At 47.5% G+C, this 17,823-nt stretch carries 15 protein-coding genes and 1 pseudogene; 12 read left to right on the forward strand and 4 right to left on the reverse strand.

The annotated features are described in order from the left end of the window. Window positions 1-125: 125 nt before the first annotated feature. The 4 genes from D0S45_00880 (at window position 126) to D0S45_00895 (ending at window position 5,293) form a co-directional block, all read left to right on the forward strand. Window positions 126-2,048 (forward strand): YgiQ family radical SAM protein, encoded by a 1,923-nt coding sequence (locus tag D0S45_00880; protein TIH19922.1) that lies wholly within the window; start codon window positions 126-128, stop codon window positions 2,046-2,048. A gap of 75 nt (window positions 2,049-2,123) precedes the next feature. After that, window positions 2,124-3,554 carry a DNA-binding protein gene (locus tag D0S45_00885; protein ID TIH19923.1) on the forward strand — a complete coding sequence of 477 codons (1,431 nt, stop codon included), beginning with the start codon at window positions 2,124-2,126 and terminating at the stop codon, window positions 3,552-3,554. Window positions 3,555-3,558: 4 nt separating this feature from the next. Next, the gene (locus D0S45_00890; GenBank protein ID TIH19924.1) at window positions 3,559-4,143 is read left to right on the forward strand and encodes a hypothetical protein; all 585 of its coding nucleotides are present in this window, start codon (window positions 3,559-3,561) and stop codon (window positions 4,141-4,143) included. Window positions 4,144-4,462: 319 nt separating this feature from the next. Further along, window positions 4,463-5,293, forward strand: coding sequence for a hypothetical protein (locus tag D0S45_00895; protein TIH19925.1), 831 nt, complete (start codon window positions 4,463-4,465; stop codon window positions 5,291-5,293). 45 nt (window positions 5,294-5,338) lie between these two features. Here D0S45_00895 and ilvN read toward each other — a convergent pair whose 3' ends face one another. The 4 genes from ilvN to D0S45_00915 form a co-directional block, all read right to left on the reverse strand. After that, on the reverse strand, window positions 5,339-5,611 hold the full coding sequence (gene ilvN, locus D0S45_00900; GenBank protein TIH19926.1) for an acetolactate synthase small subunit: 273 nt from the start codon (window positions 5,609-5,611) through the stop codon (window positions 5,339-5,341). Window positions 5,612-5,613: 2 nt separating this feature from the next. Then, window positions 5,614-7,275: a biosynthetic-type acetolactate synthase large subunit gene (ilvB, locus tag D0S45_00905; GenBank protein ID TIH19927.1), complete on the reverse strand. Its 1,662-nt coding sequence runs from the start codon at window positions 7,273-7,275 to the stop codon at window positions 5,614-5,616. Window positions 7,276-7,592: 317 nt separating this feature from the next. Further along, window positions 7,593-8,306, reverse strand: a complete 714-nt coding sequence (locus tag D0S45_00910; GenBank protein TIH19928.1) for a class I SAM-dependent methyltransferase — start codon at window positions 8,304-8,306, stop codon at window positions 7,593-7,595. Further along, window positions 8,293-9,462: a hypothetical protein gene (locus D0S45_00915; GenBank protein TIH19929.1), complete on the reverse strand. Its 1,170-nt coding sequence runs from the start codon at window positions 9,460-9,462 to the stop codon at window positions 8,293-8,295. The genes D0S45_00910 and D0S45_00915 overlap by 14 nt, the downstream gene beginning before the upstream one ends. Window positions 9,463-9,711: 249 nt before the next feature. On the opposite strand from D0S45_00915, the gene D0S45_00920 reads away from it, so the two are divergent. The 8 genes and pseudogenes from D0S45_00920 to D0S45_00955 all read left to right on the forward strand — a co-directional run bounded on the left by D0S45_00920 (window position 9,712) and on the right by D0S45_00955 (window position 17,810). Continuing rightward, window positions 9,712-10,878: a glycosyltransferase gene (locus D0S45_00920; protein TIH19930.1), complete on the forward strand. Its 1,167-nt coding sequence runs from the start codon at window positions 9,712-9,714 to the stop codon at window positions 10,876-10,878. Beyond that, window positions 10,878-12,141 (forward strand): annotated as a pseudogene (locus tag D0S45_00925) (colanic acid biosynthesis glycosyltransferase WcaL). The gene D0S45_00920 and the pseudogene D0S45_00925 overlap by 1 nt, the downstream one beginning before the upstream one ends. A 269-nt stretch (window positions 12,142-12,410) precedes the next feature. Continuing rightward, a complete protein-coding gene (locus tag D0S45_00930; GenBank protein ID TIH20269.1) occupies window positions 12,411-13,529 on the forward strand; it encodes a glycosyltransferase family 1 protein in 1,119 nt (372 codons plus the stop codon). Beyond that, window positions 13,529-14,146 carry a histidine phosphatase family protein gene (locus D0S45_00935; protein TIH19931.1) on the forward strand — a complete coding sequence of 206 codons (618 nt, stop codon included), beginning with the start codon at window positions 13,529-13,531 and terminating at the stop codon, window positions 14,144-14,146. Before D0S45_00930 ends, D0S45_00935 begins: the two co-directional genes overlap by 1 nt. Then, a complete protein-coding gene (locus tag D0S45_00940; GenBank protein TIH19932.1) occupies window positions 14,143-15,300 on the forward strand; it encodes a glycosyltransferase family 28 in 1,158 nt (385 codons plus the stop codon). The genes D0S45_00935 and D0S45_00940 overlap by 4 nt, the downstream gene beginning before the upstream one ends. Then, entirely contained in the window at window positions 15,300-16,085 is a 786-nt protein-coding gene (locus D0S45_00945; GenBank protein ID TIH19933.1) for a DUF2334 domain-containing protein, read from the forward strand. Before D0S45_00940 ends, D0S45_00945 begins: the two co-directional genes overlap by 1 nt. 266 nt (window positions 16,086-16,351) lie before the next feature. Further along, window positions 16,352-17,029, forward strand: coding sequence for an FtsX-like permease family protein (locus D0S45_00950; GenBank protein ID TIH19934.1), 678 nt, complete (start codon window positions 16,352-16,354; stop codon window positions 17,027-17,029). 46 nt (window positions 17,030-17,075) lie between these two features. Beyond that, window positions 17,076-17,810, forward strand: coding sequence for an ABC transporter ATP-binding protein (locus D0S45_00955; GenBank protein ID TIH19935.1), 735 nt, complete (start codon window positions 17,076-17,078; stop codon window positions 17,808-17,810). Window positions 17,811-17,823: the final 13 nt, after the last annotated feature.

Here is a 17,823-nt window from a genome sequence, read left to right on the forward strand (position 1 = left end):
AAATTAAGAATAGAATTTGGCCGGAAATTCACCGCAAAACTAACTTTCATTTTCATGAATCCCTGCAAGGAAAATAAAGCATTTAGTTCCTTGCCAGCTACGGGGTTCAGCTATATGTATGCCCCATGACAAAAAGCATTATCGCCAAAAAGCGGCCCCAGCCCAAGTTCCTGCCCATGACCAGAAAAGAAATGGATAAACTAGGCTGGGACAGACCGGACATTATTCTTGTATCCGGTGACAGCTACATCGACCATCCCAGCTTCGGTATTCCCCTGCTTGGAAGAGTTCTTTCCGCACACGGATTCAAAGTGGCAATAGCATGCCAGCCGGACTGGAACGATCCCAAACCGCTGGCAGATCTGGGACGTCCGCGCCTTTATGCCGGAGTCTCTGCCGGGGCACTCGATTCCATGGTCGCCCACTACACATCTTTCCGCAAAAAAAGAAGCGACGATGCCTACACTCCCGGCGGCAAAGCCGGAGCACGCCCCAATCGGGCCTGTATTATTTATACAAATCTGATCAAAAAGGCCTTTAAAGGACTCCCGGTGATCATCGGAGGGATTGAAGCATCCCTACGCCGCATTTCCCATTACGATTTTTGGACCGACAAAATCCGCAAGCCCATCCTCATGGACAGTAAGGCTGACCTGCTGATCTACGGTATGGGAGAACGGGCCATGCTTGAAGCGGCCATTCGCCTTTCTGGAGCAGACGAACAATCCTCTGCCGTATTAAAAGGTATTCCCGGCACAGCTTTTATGGGCAGTCCCGATGATATCGAAGCCGAAGAAAAAGTGACTGAGCTGCCCTCGCATCAAGAAATTGTTGATGAATCAAAACAATTGATGAAAGCAACATTAGCCCTTGAAGAGCAGGTTCATTTCGGGGACTCATGGGCCATCCAGCCGGTCGATAAACGGCATGTAGTGCTGACTCCCCCTTCCACACATCTTTCCACTGAGGAACTTGATTGGCTCTACAGCCTGCCCTATGCCCGGATGCCCCACCCTATCTATAAGGACAAAGGTAGAATTCCAGCAGCGGATATGATTGAATTCAGCGTCACCTCTCACCGGGGTTGCGGCGGAGGCTGTTCCTTCTGCTCCATCGCCATGCATCAGGGAAGACATATTCGCTCCCGAAGCAAGAAATCCATACTCGGCGAACTCAAACGCATGCAGGATCACCCGGACTTCAGAGGTTCGGTATCCGATATCGGTGGTCCCAGTGCGAATATGTGGAATGCAAACTGTTCACTTGAACGAGGCAAATGCAAACGCAAAAGCTGCCTAGTACCCAAAGTCTGCCCCAATTTCAAATATGACCAAAAAGCGAACCTGAAACTCTTCCGTGACGCGCAGAAGATGGACGGCATCAAGCATGTACGGGTAGCCAGTGGAGTCCGTTACGATCTCGGCCAAAAAGACAGGACCAGCCTGAAAGATATTTTCAAGGAATTTGTCGGCGGGCAGCTGAAAGTGGCCCCGGAGCATATTGCCCCATCCGTACTTAAGCATATGCGCAAACCGGACCTGCCCATATTTGAAAGCTTTTTGGAAATGTTTGCTGCGGAATCAAAAAAAGCAGGCAAAGAGCAATATGTAATCCCCTACCTGATGAGCGCGTTCCCCGGTTGTACGGACAGCGACATGCGCCATCTGGCCTCATGGCTGGCCTCAAGAGGCTGGAAACCACGGCAGGTTCAGTGCTTCATCCCAACACCGGGAACTGTTGCCACAGCCATGTTCTATTGTGAGACCGATCCTGAAGGCAATAAAATTTATGTTGCCAAAACAGACGCCCAGCGTCTGAAGCAGCACCGCATTCTTATTCCTGATCCGGGCCGTGATCCACGAGCAGGCAGGCAAGGAAAAAAGAAAGAATTCACAGAAAAGCGCAATACTTCTGAACCGAAGGGAAAAAGAGGCGGCAAAAGAGGCAAAAAGCCGGAACGTGACAATAGTGGTTCTAAAGGTACCGATGCGGGCAAAAATTTTAACCGCAAAGACAAGTCAAAAAGGTTCACCAAGAAGAAAAAATGAAGTAATTCCTGTTGGAAAGAAAAGGCAATTGATATAACATGCGCCTTAACCTGAACTTCAACAGCGGATTATTCTATGAGTTCTGAATCCTTTGCCAATCTATGTATCTTTCACATCATGGACGGACTGCGGGACGGCCTTTCCCACTTTTCCTCCAACAGCCGGACAGCCCTGATTTATGCGGTAACACCTGATGACCCGTTGCGCATTTATGATCCACAGGATCTACTCCGGGAGCATCAGCCAAAACTCAAGGAATATTACCTTGATTCAGAGGACTGGCGCAAAGGCGGCAATCACGATGACAACACAAGGCTTATTGAAGTTGTCCGCTCCAAAGATCTCGCCCTTGCGGGACTGATCACTTGCAGTGCCCGCGCCAGCAGTATTTTTTACCAATGCTGGTTCACAGAGCAACATCCGGACATGTGCTCCATCGGTCCCACTGAAAGCTGGATGGAATATGCCGCCCTGCTTCTTTCTCAGGATTTCGCAACCCAGAACATCCTGCGAATCGACAGTTCCGGCCACCTGCTGCGCGAATACTCCACCCACGCGGTACGCGATTACATTGTTGACCAGCGTAACCGCATTATGGGCTGGGATACACAGTTACGAGTCTATCCTATTTTAGACTCTGTACTAGGGATATCCAAAACCCGTGAAGAAGGAGCTTGGGCGCGCGGGGAGCTAATCTTTATTGAACCATCGGAACTTGATTCCATACAATATATGGCAAAATTCCCAGAGAATGAGCGGCCCTCTCTGAAAAACCATAAGCATGTACGCAAGCTGCTCCAATCTGTGGAAAGCTCCAGCCGCAAACTTGTTTCCGACGGCAAATGCGTAGTCGGGATCGCCTCCATCCCGCCCACAAACAATTCCATCTCTGTTCAGTTCAAAGGGGACTGGGGATTGGTCTATCTCGGCACTGAAGCAGTATGCAGCTTTGCGGATGCCAAATTTTCTTCCACCAACTACAAGCCGAACCTTGTCCATCTTGAAGAATACCTTCTTGAGCTGGATTTGGATGCGGATACCCGGCACAGCCTTTTCCAGTTGGTAATCCAGATGATCTCCACTGCCAACCACCGCAGCCACGGATGCACGCTAGTACTCGATTTCAACGATGAGCCGGTAACCATTGCCGGACAGACCATTGAAGAACCGCTGGACCTGCGCGACCCCGAGATACGCGGTCTTGCCCGGTCGTTGACCAAACTCGATGGCGCGGTTCACATCTGTAAGGATTTAAAGTTGCACGGTTTTGCTTGCTTGTTGGACGGCAAGGCTGTCTCCGGGGAAAACCGTGCCCGAGGTGCCCGTTTCAACTCCGCCCTGCGTTTTACCGCCAAATACGACAATCTAATCGTAATTGTAGTTTCCTCAGACAAACCGGTCTCAATCATCCAGCGAGGCGTAGAGTTAACCGCCATCTGTGAATGGAAACAACTTTTTGCCTGCGTGAGCACCCCCCCGATTTTTGAAAATTGGACTGAGGAGTAATTCCGTGAAAAAAACTATTGTTCTGCTAGCTGTATTTGGTTTCGCTTTTTTTTACTCTCTCCCGGTATCAGCCGCCCCCAAAGCCATAAAAAACTACTCTTTTGAAAAAAAGAAAGCTGCCAAAGACTGGTCTCCTCGAAAAACATTTATAGTCGGTGAGAACCGGAGATTAGGTCTTTTTAATGACCGCAATAAACGTTTTCCATCAGCTGCAACCCTGACCCTCAAAGACGTGCCCGCAAACCGGGATCTGGTACTGACATTTGATATGGTTTTCGTTGGAAGCTGGGACAATGAAGGCAAGCTCGCGGATAAATTTACTGTCTCAGTTGTAGATGGCCCCGAACTACTTAGTATGACCAAATTCCCATGTACTTTGATTGATAATGATGACTCACGACCTTTAGGCAATGACGGGCTTGTAAAAGTTGGCCCTAAGGATCGCGCATACTGGGTCAAAGCTGTGAGTATAAAAATTCCAGCTACGGAAATAGCGGACGGAACAATCAAAATAAGATTCAAAGGGTTCCTGACCGGGCGCAAAACCGAATATTGGGCTTTGGACAACGTAAAAATTATTGCAAAGTAATAGACCAGCAATTAAACTTCACCTTTATTGTGTCAATCATGATGCAATTCTATAAAACTACTACCGCCTGTTTTCATTAACTAAAACAACATACGAGCTTGTTTTATACATTAAATACTTGCCTATCAACTAAGATTGGTGCAAAAACAAACCTAGTTAAATTATTTGATCATTAAAAACAAATGACAACGCATATCAGTTTCTTTTTTAAAAACATAACAAACTTAAATTAATGAACATTAACCGCTCAACCTTCAGTGGAATTGCTGTTTTGCTGCTTACAACCCTACACTCTTTTCCTGCATCAGCATTGGAGAAGATGGTAGTTGCTGTGGCCACAACCCAAAGCGCAGTTGAAAAATATGACAATCTGCCCGAATCAGCACGAAAAGTTCCATTTTCCAACAAAAAACTTCCTCCAGAAATAAAAACCAGATGCATTGCCAGTCTGATGATCCTGAAAAACGCGCTCATACTGGGAGGAATAGATGCCCAGTTTAATTTTCTAAAAACACCTAATGTAAAACGCGAAGAAGATGAACTACTCAAAGGGTATGCTGTTGTCAGCGCGCACCTGTTCAACAAAGGAGCCAGCGCCCAGTCCAAGTACAGAAACAAAATTTATGTAAGCGGACCGGTCATAAAAGACGGCGAATTTGAAAAGGGAATCTTCTATTTACCCGGAAATCACAAAATTAAAAGTGCTCGAACAATTGACGATTTAAAAAAAGCAGGCAAGCCCCTTATTGGGATACACTGGTCTAATGAATGTAGCACTCTAAATGAATTGGGATTTAAGGATATTCAAAAAGGCCCCACCATGGACTGCCTGTTCAGAATGATCAAAGCAGGCCGCGCAGACTGGATTCCGCTGGGTTTTCATAATTCTAAAGATTTAAGTATCAGCAGAAGCGGCATTACCCTTGTTCCGGTCAAAGGAATTAAATTTTCCCTGACAGAAAGCAGACATTTCCTAGTTTCTAAAACTCATCCTGACGGGGAAAAAATATATGATGCCTTACAAAAAGGAATCAAGACCATGCGCAAAAACGGGTTAATAAAAAAACTGCTGACTCAGGGTGGTTTTTACTGCAAGACAACTGAGGACTGGAAAATACTAAACAGCGATGAATTCTTAGCAAAAAACTAAAAAACAAGGCCGGGTAATATCCGGCCTTGTTTTTTAGCGCAATATTTAAAGACGGTTGAAAACTTCAGTAAGAGGATGATTCTCAACCTGTTTCACTTCCATCACGTCGTATAACTTCTCAAGCTGCAACAGAATTTGCTCAAGCTTGCTGTCTTCGGCAACAGTAAGAATCATGCGGCTTTCTCCACCATCTCCCACAGGCCCACAGACAATCCCCTCAAGGTTAAAATTACGGCGGGAAAAAAGTCCTGTAATCTGACTCATTACCCCGGCATGGTTACGTACCAACAGATCAATTACAAAATTATGTTTACACATGGCTAACCTCCGATCATTTCCCTGTTGGCACACTCAGGGGGAACCATGGGAAAAACCTTGTTTTCAAAATTAATGGGAATGTTAATTACACATGGACCGTCCTGTCCCAGAACCTTACGCAGGAACAGTTCCGGGTTCTCCTGTTCACCAAGGTCAAACGACGGAAGCCCAAATCCTCTGGCAATGGAGGCGAAGTCGGGATTGCTTTCAAAACTGGAAGCAAAGAAACGTTCCTCAAAAAAGAGCTCCTGCTGCTGACGAACCAAACCAAGACGGTTATTATTCATAATCAGAATCTTAACGTTCAGCCTTTGTTCCGCAAGGGTAGCAAGTTCCTGGATATTCATGAGAATTGACCCGTCACCACTTACACAGACAACCTTTTTATCCGGCTTTGCCAAAGCCGCACCAATGGCATTAGGAAGACCAAACCCCATTGTGCCCAATCCACCGGAAGTGAGCAGAGTCCGGGGCTTACGGAAAGGATACCCTTGGGCAACCCACATCTGATGCTGACCGACATCGGTGGTAATGATGGCGTCATCAGGCAAGGTTTCACCCATTACCCGAATCAAATTAAGAGGATGAAAGGTATCCTCTTCATCCGGGCGAACATCAGGATACATCATGCGGATGGATGCAATACGAGCACTCCAGCCAATCCTGATGGAAGCCTCAACCTTTTCGACTAATTCGTGCAAAACCTGCCCGACATCACCTACAATAGAAAGATTGGATGATTTAATTTTCCCGATCTCGGACCGATCGATATCAATATGCAGAATGTCAGCATGCTTGCAGAACTCACAGGCCTTGCCTACAGCGCGATCATCAAACCGTACCCCCAGCGCAATGATCAGGTCAGCCTCTTCCATAACCATATTGGTTGAACGGGAACCATGCATGCCGAGCATCCCTAAATAATTAGGATCGCCATGAGGAAACGCGCCGAGACCCATGAGGGTGGTAACAACCGGAATGGAATTCCTGCGGGCAAACTTGAGCAGATCCGCTGAAGCATCCGCGGCAACAACCCCGCCCCCGGCATATATAATGGGCCTGCGGGCTTTGTTGATCATATTTACTGCTTTACCAAGAAGTGCATGATCACATTCCTCAACAGAAGCTTTAGGCGCAGAAACTGAAATATCAGAAATCTCAATTATCTCTTTCTGAACATCTTTGGGAATATCCACAACAACCGGACCGGGCCTGCCGGACTCAGCAAGCCTAAACGCTTCAGGGATTATCTCCAACAAATCCGCTGCGGACTGGACCAGAAAATTATGCTTGGTAATAGGAATGGTCAGGCCATAAGTATCAACTTCCTGAAAAGCATCAGTACCGATAAGGGTACTGGTAACCTGTCCGGTAATAGCAACAACAGGAATGGAATCAAGCCGTGCATCAGCAATAGCGGTGAGTAGATTGGTTACGCCGGGACCGGATGTTCCCATGCACACGGCTGCTTTTCCGGTGGTTCGGGCCATACCCTGAGCCATAAACCCTGCACCCTGCTCATGGCGGGCAAGGATGTGCTTAATAGAACTGTCCCTTAAGGCATCGTAGATGGGCAGATTGGAACCGCCGGGGATACCGCAAACAATATCAATCCCCTGTTGTTCCAAGAGTTTAATAACCAATTTAGCACCGCTGATTTCCATTTTCGCACCCTCACAATTTCCTGATGATAATAAAAAACCCCCCGCTGGCTAAGCCGGCGGGGGGTTACAACTACATTTTGTGAATGTAAACTGTTGCTTACAACCTTCCCTCCGGCTCAATTAAGCCTCGCACGACCACGACAGTAATCACGACCATCACCACATTGGCGACGGTTGCTGCGACTGCATTAATATGATCGAGGGTAGATAGTAGCATTTCAGTTTCTTCTCTAAAAAATCCGTAAAATTTTTAAAACGTTCAGAGATTAATAGTCTAACTCAGATTCATACGCAAGTACTTTTTTAATAAACAATTATTAAAAACGTATCTTATATAGTCCGATCCATCCACTCTTGTATCCCAAAATGGAAAAACTAATCTTAAAAAGAGCTGCACTAATCATATTAAAGACAAGCATAGGCAAGTCGTTCTTCTTTAGTAGTAGATTGCGATCATTCTTTACCCTGAACGGACTTTTACGAAAGCGGATATCTTTAAGTTTGAGACGGTACTTTGAAGTAAAACCGACCTGCTCATCAGCGCCGCTGTAAAAATTCTTTATACCCTGCGGATAATAAGGCTTCTGATGATCCAGATCGAGCCAGAAATGAGGATGCAACATAGGTGTAGCAATAAGCAACAAGCCACCCGGCTTCAGATGAGCCAGATAACCATCAATAAACTCCACCAGCCCTGCAAAATCAAAATGCTCAATTATGTGAGAAAGTATGATGAAATCAAATTTGTCAGCACTGTGGTTTTCAGAAAATTCATCAAGGGTAACCACATTAAGTCCGCGCTTACAGCATTCCCGGACCTGAAATTCATTCTTCTCAACACCGAGAATATTACTGAATCCCTGCGCCCGCAGGAAATCGGTCTTTCCGCCCCGGCCACAGCCGACTTCAAGAATACTCATCTTGCGATCAAGAGGTGCTAGAATTTTTTCCCACTGCATCATTTCATGCCGGGAAAATTCTTTTGTCAGACCACGCAATTTCTTTCTCAACTCAGGACTAGCGGTCAGCATCAGAACCTCCTGCCAGCTCCGCCAGATAGCGGGCTGCATTTTCAGCACCATTCAATTTTATGGAAGACTCACTCACATCCGCCTCAAGACACCCGGCAAGCGACTCCCGCAATTCATCAGCAGTCACGCTTTGCTCAGGAAAAACATCCTGAATAGCGGAAGACTTTCGGGCCAAGACAGCCGCATGCTCTTCCTGTTCACCATCTTTCATGCCGCGTAACAAAACAAGGGAAGGCACACCGCAAACCATCACATCGGTCAAGCTGTTGTACCCACCGTAAATAACCGCACTACGCGAATTGCGTAAGTCTGTAAGGAACTGCGGCCCAACCTGCTCAAAACGAACATGATTCAACCCTTTGAAATTCTCAACAGCCGTTTCAACTCCGGGTTCACGCAAATTCATATAAATTTTCCAATCCCCGTAAGAAGCATCAATTCCGGCAAGAGTCTGGGCCAGTTTTTCCAGCAACACGGAGGTGCCTTCACCGGCCCAAGGCACTGAAATAACCCCGGCCAGCTTTTCACGTTCATCATTTTTCTGGGCTAAAAACTGCAATTCGGACAAACGCGAAACATAACCGGCAGCATGAGGAGTCACACCGTAATGATCGGACAACCGCTCAAGCTCACCTGTTCCGGCTACGGATGAATCCCCGTACCATAGAATATTGGAATAGGTGCCGCAAAAAACATCTGCGGAAAATTCAGACCAGACCTTGCCCACTTCACCGACAACAGCACGGATCCCCAGAACACGGATAGTTTCCGGTGACACACTGTGAGACGGCAGTAACTCCTTATGTTTACCCTGCGGAGTATGGTCAGCCAGAAAGACTTTCGGCCTGTATGCATCCACAATATCCCGGATATTACGCGCCCGGAGTTCGCCCAGCAATTTGTCATCAATATTGCTGTCCCCTTTCACCCCGGAGGATTTACCTGCTGTGACATTAGTTTTGTATGACGGCAGTTTAATCCAATCCAACCGACCGTCACCGATCAGCTCCGCCGTGGTTGCGCATCCGGTAACCAGAAGCACTGACAATTCCGGAAACAAACGACGCAGAGCCAGCCCAATTCCGACACTACGGCTCACGTGCCCAAGGCCCCTGCCATCGTGGGCATAGATTAAAACATCTAACTTTGAATCCATCAAACAACCTTATTATTTATTAATCACAATAATTTCAGGTAAATAAAAACCATTTTTCATATCAACAAAAATTCAGAAAAGGGATTGCTTCTGATCAAAAAAAATAATAGAAATTAGCACGCATGCATTCGTCGCGTTTAAGGATTTACAGAAATTATCCTTTCCGCTAGATATGCCAACGGCTACAGCGATGCAACAGAAATCCGCCTTTAGCGGAAACGATTTAACCCCTGAGAATCGGTACGATAAATGGACAAGACTTACAACATCTTAATGTACTCCCACGACACCTATGGTCTTGGGCATATCCGTCGTACAATGGCGATAGCATCACAGCTAAAATGCAAAGGGGTAAACATACTCATCCTCACAGGCTCCCCTATTGTGGGACGCTTTGAATTTCCCGAACAGATTGATTTTGTGCGCGTACCCGGAATGATCAAAAAGTCCAACGACCTTTATGTTCCGCACTCCATCAAGATTGAACCTGTTCACGCCATGTCCATCCGCCAGTCCATCATTGATGCTACTGCCAAAAGTTTCCGCCCGGATCTATTCATTGTAGACAAGGCCCCGAAAGGAATGAAGCATGAGATTATGCCCACCCTTGAGTGGATGAAACAGATCGGCCAGACTCGCACCATCCTCGGACTGCGAGACATCATGGATGACTCGGAAAGCACCATTAAGGATTGGACAGATAAAGGCATCTACGATGTGCTGGAAAACCTCTATTCCGAAATATGGGTTTACGGTCATCAGGATTATTATGATCCCATCAAGGAATACGCCATTCCAGAATCAGTCAGTAAAAAAATGGTTTTTACCGGGTATATTCCCCGTAAAGTCCACAGCCGCTCCTGCCCGGAAAAAAGGAAGAACGGCAAAAAACTGGTTGTAATCACAGCCGGAGGCGGCGGTGACGGCTACCCCATGATGGATGCTTACCTGAAGGCCCTTGAAAAATATGACCCTCAGGATTTCAGAACCGTAATGGTTACCGGACCTTTCATGTCCAAGGAACAGCGTCTGGATCTTTCTAAAAGAGCTAAAAACCTTTCTGTGACTTTCTACCATTTTTACAGAAGGATGGAAAAACTGTTCAGCAATGCCGACCTCGTTGTCAGCATGGGCGGTTACAACACAATCTGCGAAATTCTTTCACACCAGCAGGTAAGTCTGATTATACCCCGCGAAACTCCGCGCCTTGAGCAGACTATCCGCGCCAACGTTCTGAAAGAGCAAAATCTTGCTGATTTTCTCCCCTGGCACGATCTTGGGCCTGACACAATAATGGAGAAGGTCAATCACCTACTCAATAATTCCCATTCCATCCGGGAATCTATTAAAAACTTCAACTTCACGGGCCTTGAGGTCATGCACGACCGCGTGGGCTACTTTAAAGATAACTGCTAATGACAAATTCTACCCAGCCTGTCCTTGCGATGATTCTCAAGGGCTATCCACGTATTTCCGAAACTTTTATTTCCAATGAAATCAGACTCCTCGAACAAAGAGGGGTTAAGATTCATATTATTTCCATGCGCAAGCCGCGTGAAAATTTCACCCACAAGTCCATTTCTGAAATCAAGGCCGAAGTTTCATACCTACCATCAACGATTGAAGGCTGCCTTGAAGAGCTTTTCGGTTCTACGGATATGGATGCCGGACTTAAAGATGAACGTTACGGTAAGGATGATGAATTTACTGCACGCATCGACAAAATCTGGAATGTCTACCGGGAAACAGGAAGTGAAGCATCCTTCAAGCATATGTTGCAGGGTGAATACATTGTAGAAAAGATCCTGCCCGGCTCTGATATTTTTCACTTCCATGCCCACTTTGCGCACTCCCCCTGCTCTGTAGCCAGAAATGCAAGCCGCCTTTCCGGACTGCCTTTCAGCTTCACTGCGCATGCCAAGGATATTTACACCCAGAAGCCGGAAAAGATCACCGCCAAGATTTCCGAGGCAAAATTTGCGGTAACCTGCACCGGTTACAACTGCGATTACCTGCAATCGATTGCCCCGGAAGGCAAGCCGATCCACAAGGTCTACCACGGCATCGATCTGAACCTGTTCAGTTCCGACAAGGAATTCACTTGTTCCGGTCCTTATGAAATTTTCACCGTTGCCCGCTTCACCACCAAGAAAGGTCTGCCCACAGTATTTAAAGCCCTTAAGAAGCTTGAAGAAAAAGGCATCGACTTCAATTACAACATTGTCGGTGACGGCGATGAACGCGAAGAGACCCTTAAATTGCTGGATGAACTTGAGTTGAACGGCAGATGCAACTGGCTGGGCAGCAAGCCGCATGAAGAGGTGCTTGAGCATTACCGCACGGCTGACCTCTTTGCCCTCGGCTGCGAAATTGCACCCAACGGGGACCGCGATGGCATCCCCAACGTTACTGGCCGAAAGCATGGCCATGTCCGTTCCTGTTGTAACCACCACTGTTTCCGGTATCCCCGAACTCATTGAGAACGGCAAAACCGGACTATTGGTTGAGCCGGGCGATGCAGAATCAATGGCTGATGCCATGGAACGGATGCTCACTGATCAGGAACTTCGCAAAACCCTGATCCCGGCGGCTAAAGAAAGGGTTCATGAGATTTTCGACAACCGCTACTGGATCAACAAGTTGGCGGATGTCTACGAACAGTACGGTATAAAGGCTTAAAATAGCCTCCGGCGGCTCTCCGAGAGCCCTACCGGGGGTCTTAAACCCTTTGAAAAGGGTTTAAGAATCCCAAACTTTTTATCAAGGCTTCACCCAATATCTTTAGAAGGTCGTTCTAGCTCGCTATATGCGAAGCTTACTAAACCGTCTTTGAAAGAGAAGGGATGGGGTCTGGGGAAGGGGAGAGAAAGCTTTGGGCGTTAGCAAAGTTTTCTCTCCCCTTCCCCAGCCGCCGGAGGCAATATAACATAAATCAGGGAGTTATGCAGATGCGAATAGCTTTTTTCGCACCCCACAAACCCATTGATCATCCGCTCCCTTCCGGGGATTTGATCATCGGGAGAACCCTGCATAATTTCCTGAAAGATCACGGGCACGAAGTGCTGGTTGCCAGCAGTTTCAGGCTGCGCCACATCACCTGCAAACCGCTGAAATGGCCCTCGCTCTACTTTGAATTCAAGCATACCCTGAAACAGGTTCAAGAATTCAAGCCCGACCTCTGGCTTACCTACCACAGCTACTACAAATCCCCGGACCTGCTGGGGCCGTACATTTCTGCAAAACTCGGCATTCCCTACGTTATCTATCAGGGAGTCTTCGCCACCAAGTACCGCCGCAATTACAAAACGTGGACAGGCTACATGGCTAACAAACACGCTCTGCTCCACGCCAACCATGTTTTTGCCAACAAAGATATTGATTTTCACAACCTCTCGCGGATCATTCTCCCGGAAAAAATATCGCGCACCTACCCCGGCATTGAATCGGACAAATTCAAATATTGTCCCATGGGAGCGGAAGAGATACGGAACAAATATGACCTAAGTGGAAATAAAGTAATCCTGAGCACAGCCATGCTCCGCGAAGATGTAAAAGCCGAAAGCATTACCGATTTGATAAAAGCGTTTACTCCAGTGGCTAAAGAAATTCCTGACGCAAAACTACTCATTGCCGGGGATGGCGAAGCACGCATACGCCTTGAAAAACTGGCTGCTGATATGGCTGGAAACAAAGTTATTTTCCTCGGTCAGGTCAAACGGGATGAGCTTTACAAATATTACAGCGCAGCAGATTTCTTTGCCTATCCTGGTATTAATGAATCTTTGGGAATGGTTTACCTTGAGGCTCAGTGTGCAGGCCTACCGATAGTTGCTTATTCAACGCGAGGCCCCAAGGAAGCAGTTGTCCACGAAAAAACTGGTTTACTTTCTCCTGAAGGAAACATTGTAGCCCTGTCCGCCAACCTGACCAGCCTTCTGACAAACGAAAGTCAACGGAAGCAAATGGCAAAAGCCGCTCCAGAACACGTAAAGACAAAATTCGACCTGAGCAGAAACCTTCAGGATGTTGAGAAGAAACTCATCAGCATCAGCCGTAGGAGATATTAATGAAATCCGTAAAAATCGCATTTATCCGCCACTCGGTCACTGAATGGAACGCAGAAGGACGCATTCAGGGCCATTTCAATTCTCCACTGACTGAACATGGAAGAGATCTGGCCGCCGGATGGATAAAAAAGCTTAAGCCGCAGACCTTCGATGCAGTGCTGACCAGTGATCTGGGCCGGACAATCGAAACAGCGGACATCATCACCGAGGGACTAACCCTGCCGACCTTACGACTTAGCGGATTACGCGAACAGGATTGGGGCGAATGGTCCGGGCTGACCATGGATGAATTGCATACAAAATTCCCCGGCAAACTCGATGAAGAAGTTGCCAAAGGTTGGCTCTTTACTCCTAACAATGGCGAAAATCGTATTGAATGCGCCACACGCGGAACCAAAGCACTTGAGGATGGAATCAGTGAGATCATCCGTACTGTGGATAAGGATGAAATCAAGATTCTGACCGTGGCCCACGAAGGGGTTATAAAATCCGTGATCTACAAACTGCTGGGCCATGACTTCATGCCTGAAGAACGAAAACTGCTCAAAAAACGCAGACTGCACTGGCTGAACTGGAACGGAGAACTCTCCATTGAAAGGTTAAACGAAGAATTATGAAAATAGTTCATTACTGCCAGCACGTGCTGGGCATGGGGCATTTCTTCCGCAGCCTTGAAATCGCAAGAGCACTGGACCGGGAAGAGGTTATTTTTGTAGCCGGGGGCGAACGTCCGAATCAGCCGCTGCCACCCAATGTGGAATACCGCCAGTTGCCCGGCCTATGCATGAATGAAAATTTCGGCGGACTTGCACCTACCGACGAAGGACGTGAACTTGAAGAAGTCAAGGAAGAACGTACGGCAACCCTTTTCAAGATATTTGAAGAGGAAAAACCGGATATATTTCTCATTGAGCTTTTCCCCTTCGGACGCAAGGCCTTCCGCTTTGAACTACTGCCCATTCTAGATGCCATTAAAGAAGGTAGATTCGGGGATGTAAAAGTAGTCTGTTCCCTGCGGGATATCCTTGTGGAACGTGATGACGGCGGCAAGCACGAAGCCCGCGTTGTAAAATACCTGAACAAATATTTCGATCTGTTACTCATCCATTCCGATCCCAAAATCGCGGCACTTGATGAAACCTTTCAAGCTTTCGATCAAGTACAGATCCCCTGTGAATACACCGGATTTGCGGCTCGCAAACCAGCGAGAAATGTACGTGACAAAATTCGTGCAGACTTGCGTGTAAGCGATCACGAAAAGCTGTTCATCGCCAGTGCAGGGGGCGGAAAAGTAGGCGGTCCGTTAATGCAGTCTGTGCTGGAATCGTTTATTGATCTGACCCCACAGAACAACAAGCTACTCATGCTCAGCGGACCGTTTCTTGATGACGATAAATTTGATGCCCTGCACTCAATAGCAAACGGACATGAAGACATCACCATACAGCGTTTCGCTGCCGACTTCACCAACCTGCTTACCGCTGGGGATGCCATGATTTCCATGGCCGGATACAACACCTGCATGGATATCCTGACCTCGCAAATTCCGGCGGCAGTACTGCCCTTTGCTCAGAACCATGAGCAGCGTATGCGTGCAGAACGTATCGCAAAATACATCCCGTTGGAAATCCTTGACTCGGAAGAGCAATCTGCAATGACCGAGACCATGCGCACCCTGCTAAATAGGGAACGCACAACAGCCGATCACGGGATTGATCTGGAAGGCTCACGCAATTCAGCTGAACTGATTAGAAAACTTAGGACAATTTAATGCCCGGCAGACCCGTATCAGCAATCTGGAAAAACAAAATTTCCACCCTCACCGAATCCTTCGACCTTTGGTGGGACGACTTCAGCAAAATTATTCCGCAAAACGGGCGTGATGTATTCTTCAGGGCTGACGATATCGGCTACCCGGGCAAACAGTTCTCCGCCATGATCAATGCTTTTCAAAAGCATAATACCCCGCTGGCCCTTGCTGTGGTTCCGGCATGGTTTAATGAACAACGCCGGGACATGCTGCTTGCTGAATTGAGTCCAAACCTAAATTTATGGTGTTTGCACCAGCACGGTTACCGGCACATGAACCATGAGCAGCAGGGCAAGAAATTCGAGTTCGGCTCATCGCGTGAGAAAGTCATAGTCAGCGGGGAGCTGGGACGAGGGAAGGACAAACTCAGTAGCCTGCTGGGTGACGATTTCACTCCTTTTTTCACCCCGCCATGGAACCGCTGCTCTGCTGAAACCATGCAAGCTCTTGTGGAACTTAGGTTCAATGCCATTTCGCGCAGCACCAATGTTTCCCCGCAACCTCCACAGAATTTACCGGATATTCCGGTCAACATTGACCTGCACACTATAAAAGAATCCAGCCCCGCCAAGGGAATTAAAACTCTGCAATCCCAAATTGAAGAAGCAGTGCTATCAGGCAATGCCGGATTTATGCTTCACCATCAACGGATGAACAAAACATCTCAAATTTTTCTATCTTATCTGCTCGGTAAAATAAACAGTACTCCCGGACTGCGCGTCAAAGACATCCGGAACATACTTTAATTACATATTTGTAATCAAACTTACCACATTGTAATGCATCGATGGCACATTTTGCTGTATATCCCTCACAGTTGGGGTTTATAACGGCGAAGTAGTGCCAATCTTTGTATTTTCCCTTTGCATTTCAGCCCGTTTCAGTTATTTATATATAGCTAATCGCAAATTAATCACCCATGACCCACGGGGTCGGGCTATGGGGTGCAGATACATATTTTCAATGGTCCGAAATTTTCGGTCCAGACCCCGGCATATCCACCGAGCAAGACATGTCGAAAAAGAAAATTCCGTTTCAAGGTGAGGACTCACAGCCGGACATTGCGGCTCAAGTAGTCCTGCCCTTTAAAAAATCATTTGAAATCAGCATAAAAAGCCTGAAATCACGCTTTTTAAGAAACATGGTCACGGTGACCAGCCTCATTCTGGCTGTCTCCTTTCTGGCCTATGTTCTTGTAGGAGCTGATATTTCAAGCGGTCTCTATCATTCAGGTGATCTTGATCTGATCAAAGCACTTGAAAAAACAGGCTATGAACCGGGGGGCAGTGCCAAGGAACGCTGGATCGTCATCCTTTCTCTGCTGGTCTGCACCGTGGGAATCATCAATGCCCAGCTCATGGCGGTTACCGAGCGTTTCCGTGAGATCGGAACCATGAAATGCCTCGGCGCGCTGGACAGCTTTGTTCTAAGGTTATTCCTGCTTGAAGCATCTATGCAGGGAACTACCGGGGCACTTCTCGGGTCCCTTTTCGGGGCTATCATCGCTATTCTGATAGGCATGCTGCGCTTTGGATTCGATGCCCTGACCATGCTGCCCCTTAATGACGTGGGCATGTCCCTGCTTTATTCGATAGGGGTGGGATTCGGTTTGAGCCTTCTGGGCGTACTTTACCCGGCTTTCATTGCTGCACGCATGCGGCCCATTGAGGCCATGCGGGTTGAAGAATAAAAATTTCAAACAGAACAACAACTTAATAAGATAAAAGGCGAGAGATATGGCCGACCAGCACACCATAGTCAGGGTAACCGGGGTAAAACGTAATTTCAAACTCGGCAGCACTGATGTTCAGGCTCTCAAAGGCGTGGACCTTGAAATCTATGCCGGGGAATACCTTTCCATCATGGGGCCTTCGGGGTCCGGTAAATCCACCCTCTTCAACATGATCGGCGGGCTGGATAAACCTTCAGAAGGTAAGGTCTACATTGATGAAGTGGACATTGCCCAGTTGGATGCCTTTGAACTTGCGTGGCTGCGTAACCGCAAAATCGGCTATATTTTCCAGACCTTCAACCTGATTCAGGTCATGACCGCACTGGAAAACATAACCCTGCCCATGATCTTTGCCGGAATGCATAACGACGCCGCAGTTGCCAAGGGCATCGAACTGCTCGATCTTGTAGGCCTTAACAAACGCTACAACCACAAACCGCAGGAACTCTCCGGCGGACAGCAGCAACGCGTGGCAATCGCAAGGTCGCTCGCCAACGACCCGGCCATTATCCTCGCGGACGAACCTACTGGGAACCTTGACCTCTCCACCGGGGAGGAAATTATTAAACTGATGAGCGAACTGAGCAAGGAACGCGGGGTAACTATCATCACCGCTACCCACGACTACAAAATGCTCAATGCGTCTGACCGGGTTGTCTGGATCGAAGACGGACTGATCAAGAAAATAGAACACCGTGACCAGCTCAACATCGATGTGGGCTGCATCCGCATGGCCTGATCGCCGGAGGCAC

It is taken from the genome of Marinifilum sp. JC120, assembly GCA_004923195.1.
In the GTDB taxonomy this organism is placed as follows: domain Bacteria; phylum Desulfobacterota; class Desulfovibrionia; order Desulfovibrionales; family Desulfovibrionaceae; genus Maridesulfovibrio.

Bases quoted from the DNA above. Each gene is read 5' to 3' on its own strand.
- ilvB (TIH19927.1), bottom strand. From the start codon at position 7,275: ATGGAAATCAGCGGTGCTAAATTGGTTATTAAACTCTTGGAACAACAG.
- ilvN (TIH19926.1), bottom strand. From the start codon at position 5,611: ATGTGTAAACATAATTTTGTAATTGATCTGTTGGTACGTAACCATGCC.
- D0S45_00910 (TIH19928.1), bottom strand. From the start codon at position 8,306: ATGCTGACCGCTAGTCCTGAGTTGAGAAAGAAATTGCGTGGTCTGACA.
- D0S45_00935 (TIH19931.1), top strand. From the start codon at position 13,529: ATGAAATCCGTAAAAATCGCATTTATCCGCCACTCGGTCACTGAATGG.
- D0S45_00945 (TIH19933.1), top strand. From the start codon at position 15,300: ATGCCCGGCAGACCCGTATCAGCAATCTGGAAAAACAAAATTTCCACC.
- D0S45_00920 (TIH19930.1), top strand. From the start codon at position 9,712: ATGGACAAGACTTACAACATCTTAATGTACTCCCACGACACCTATGGT.
- D0S45_00955 (TIH19935.1), top strand. From the start codon at position 17,076: ATGGCCGACCAGCACACCATAGTCAGGGTAACCGGGGTAAAACGTAAT.
- D0S45_00885 (TIH19923.1), top strand. From the start codon at position 2,124: ATGAGTTCTGAATCCTTTGCCAATCTATGTATCTTTCACATCATGGAC.
- D0S45_00880 (TIH19922.1), top strand. From the start codon at position 126: ATGACAAAAAGCATTATCGCCAAAAAGCGGCCCCAGCCCAAGTTCCTG.
- D0S45_00950 (TIH19934.1), top strand. From the start codon at position 16,352: ATGTCGAAAAAGAAAATTCCGTTTCAAGGTGAGGACTCACAGCCGGAC.
- D0S45_00915 (TIH19929.1), bottom strand. From the start codon at position 9,462: ATGGATTCAAAGTTAGATGTTTTAATCTATGCCCACGATGGCAGGGGC.
- D0S45_00895 (TIH19925.1), top strand. From the start codon at position 4,463: ATGGTAGTTGCTGTGGCCACAACCCAAAGCGCAGTTGAAAAATATGAC.
- D0S45_00940 (TIH19932.1), top strand. From the start codon at position 14,143: ATGAAAATAGTTCATTACTGCCAGCACGTGCTGGGCATGGGGCATTTC.
- D0S45_00930 (TIH20269.1), top strand. From the start codon at position 12,411: ATGCGAATAGCTTTTTTCGCACCCCACAAACCCATTGATCATCCGCTC.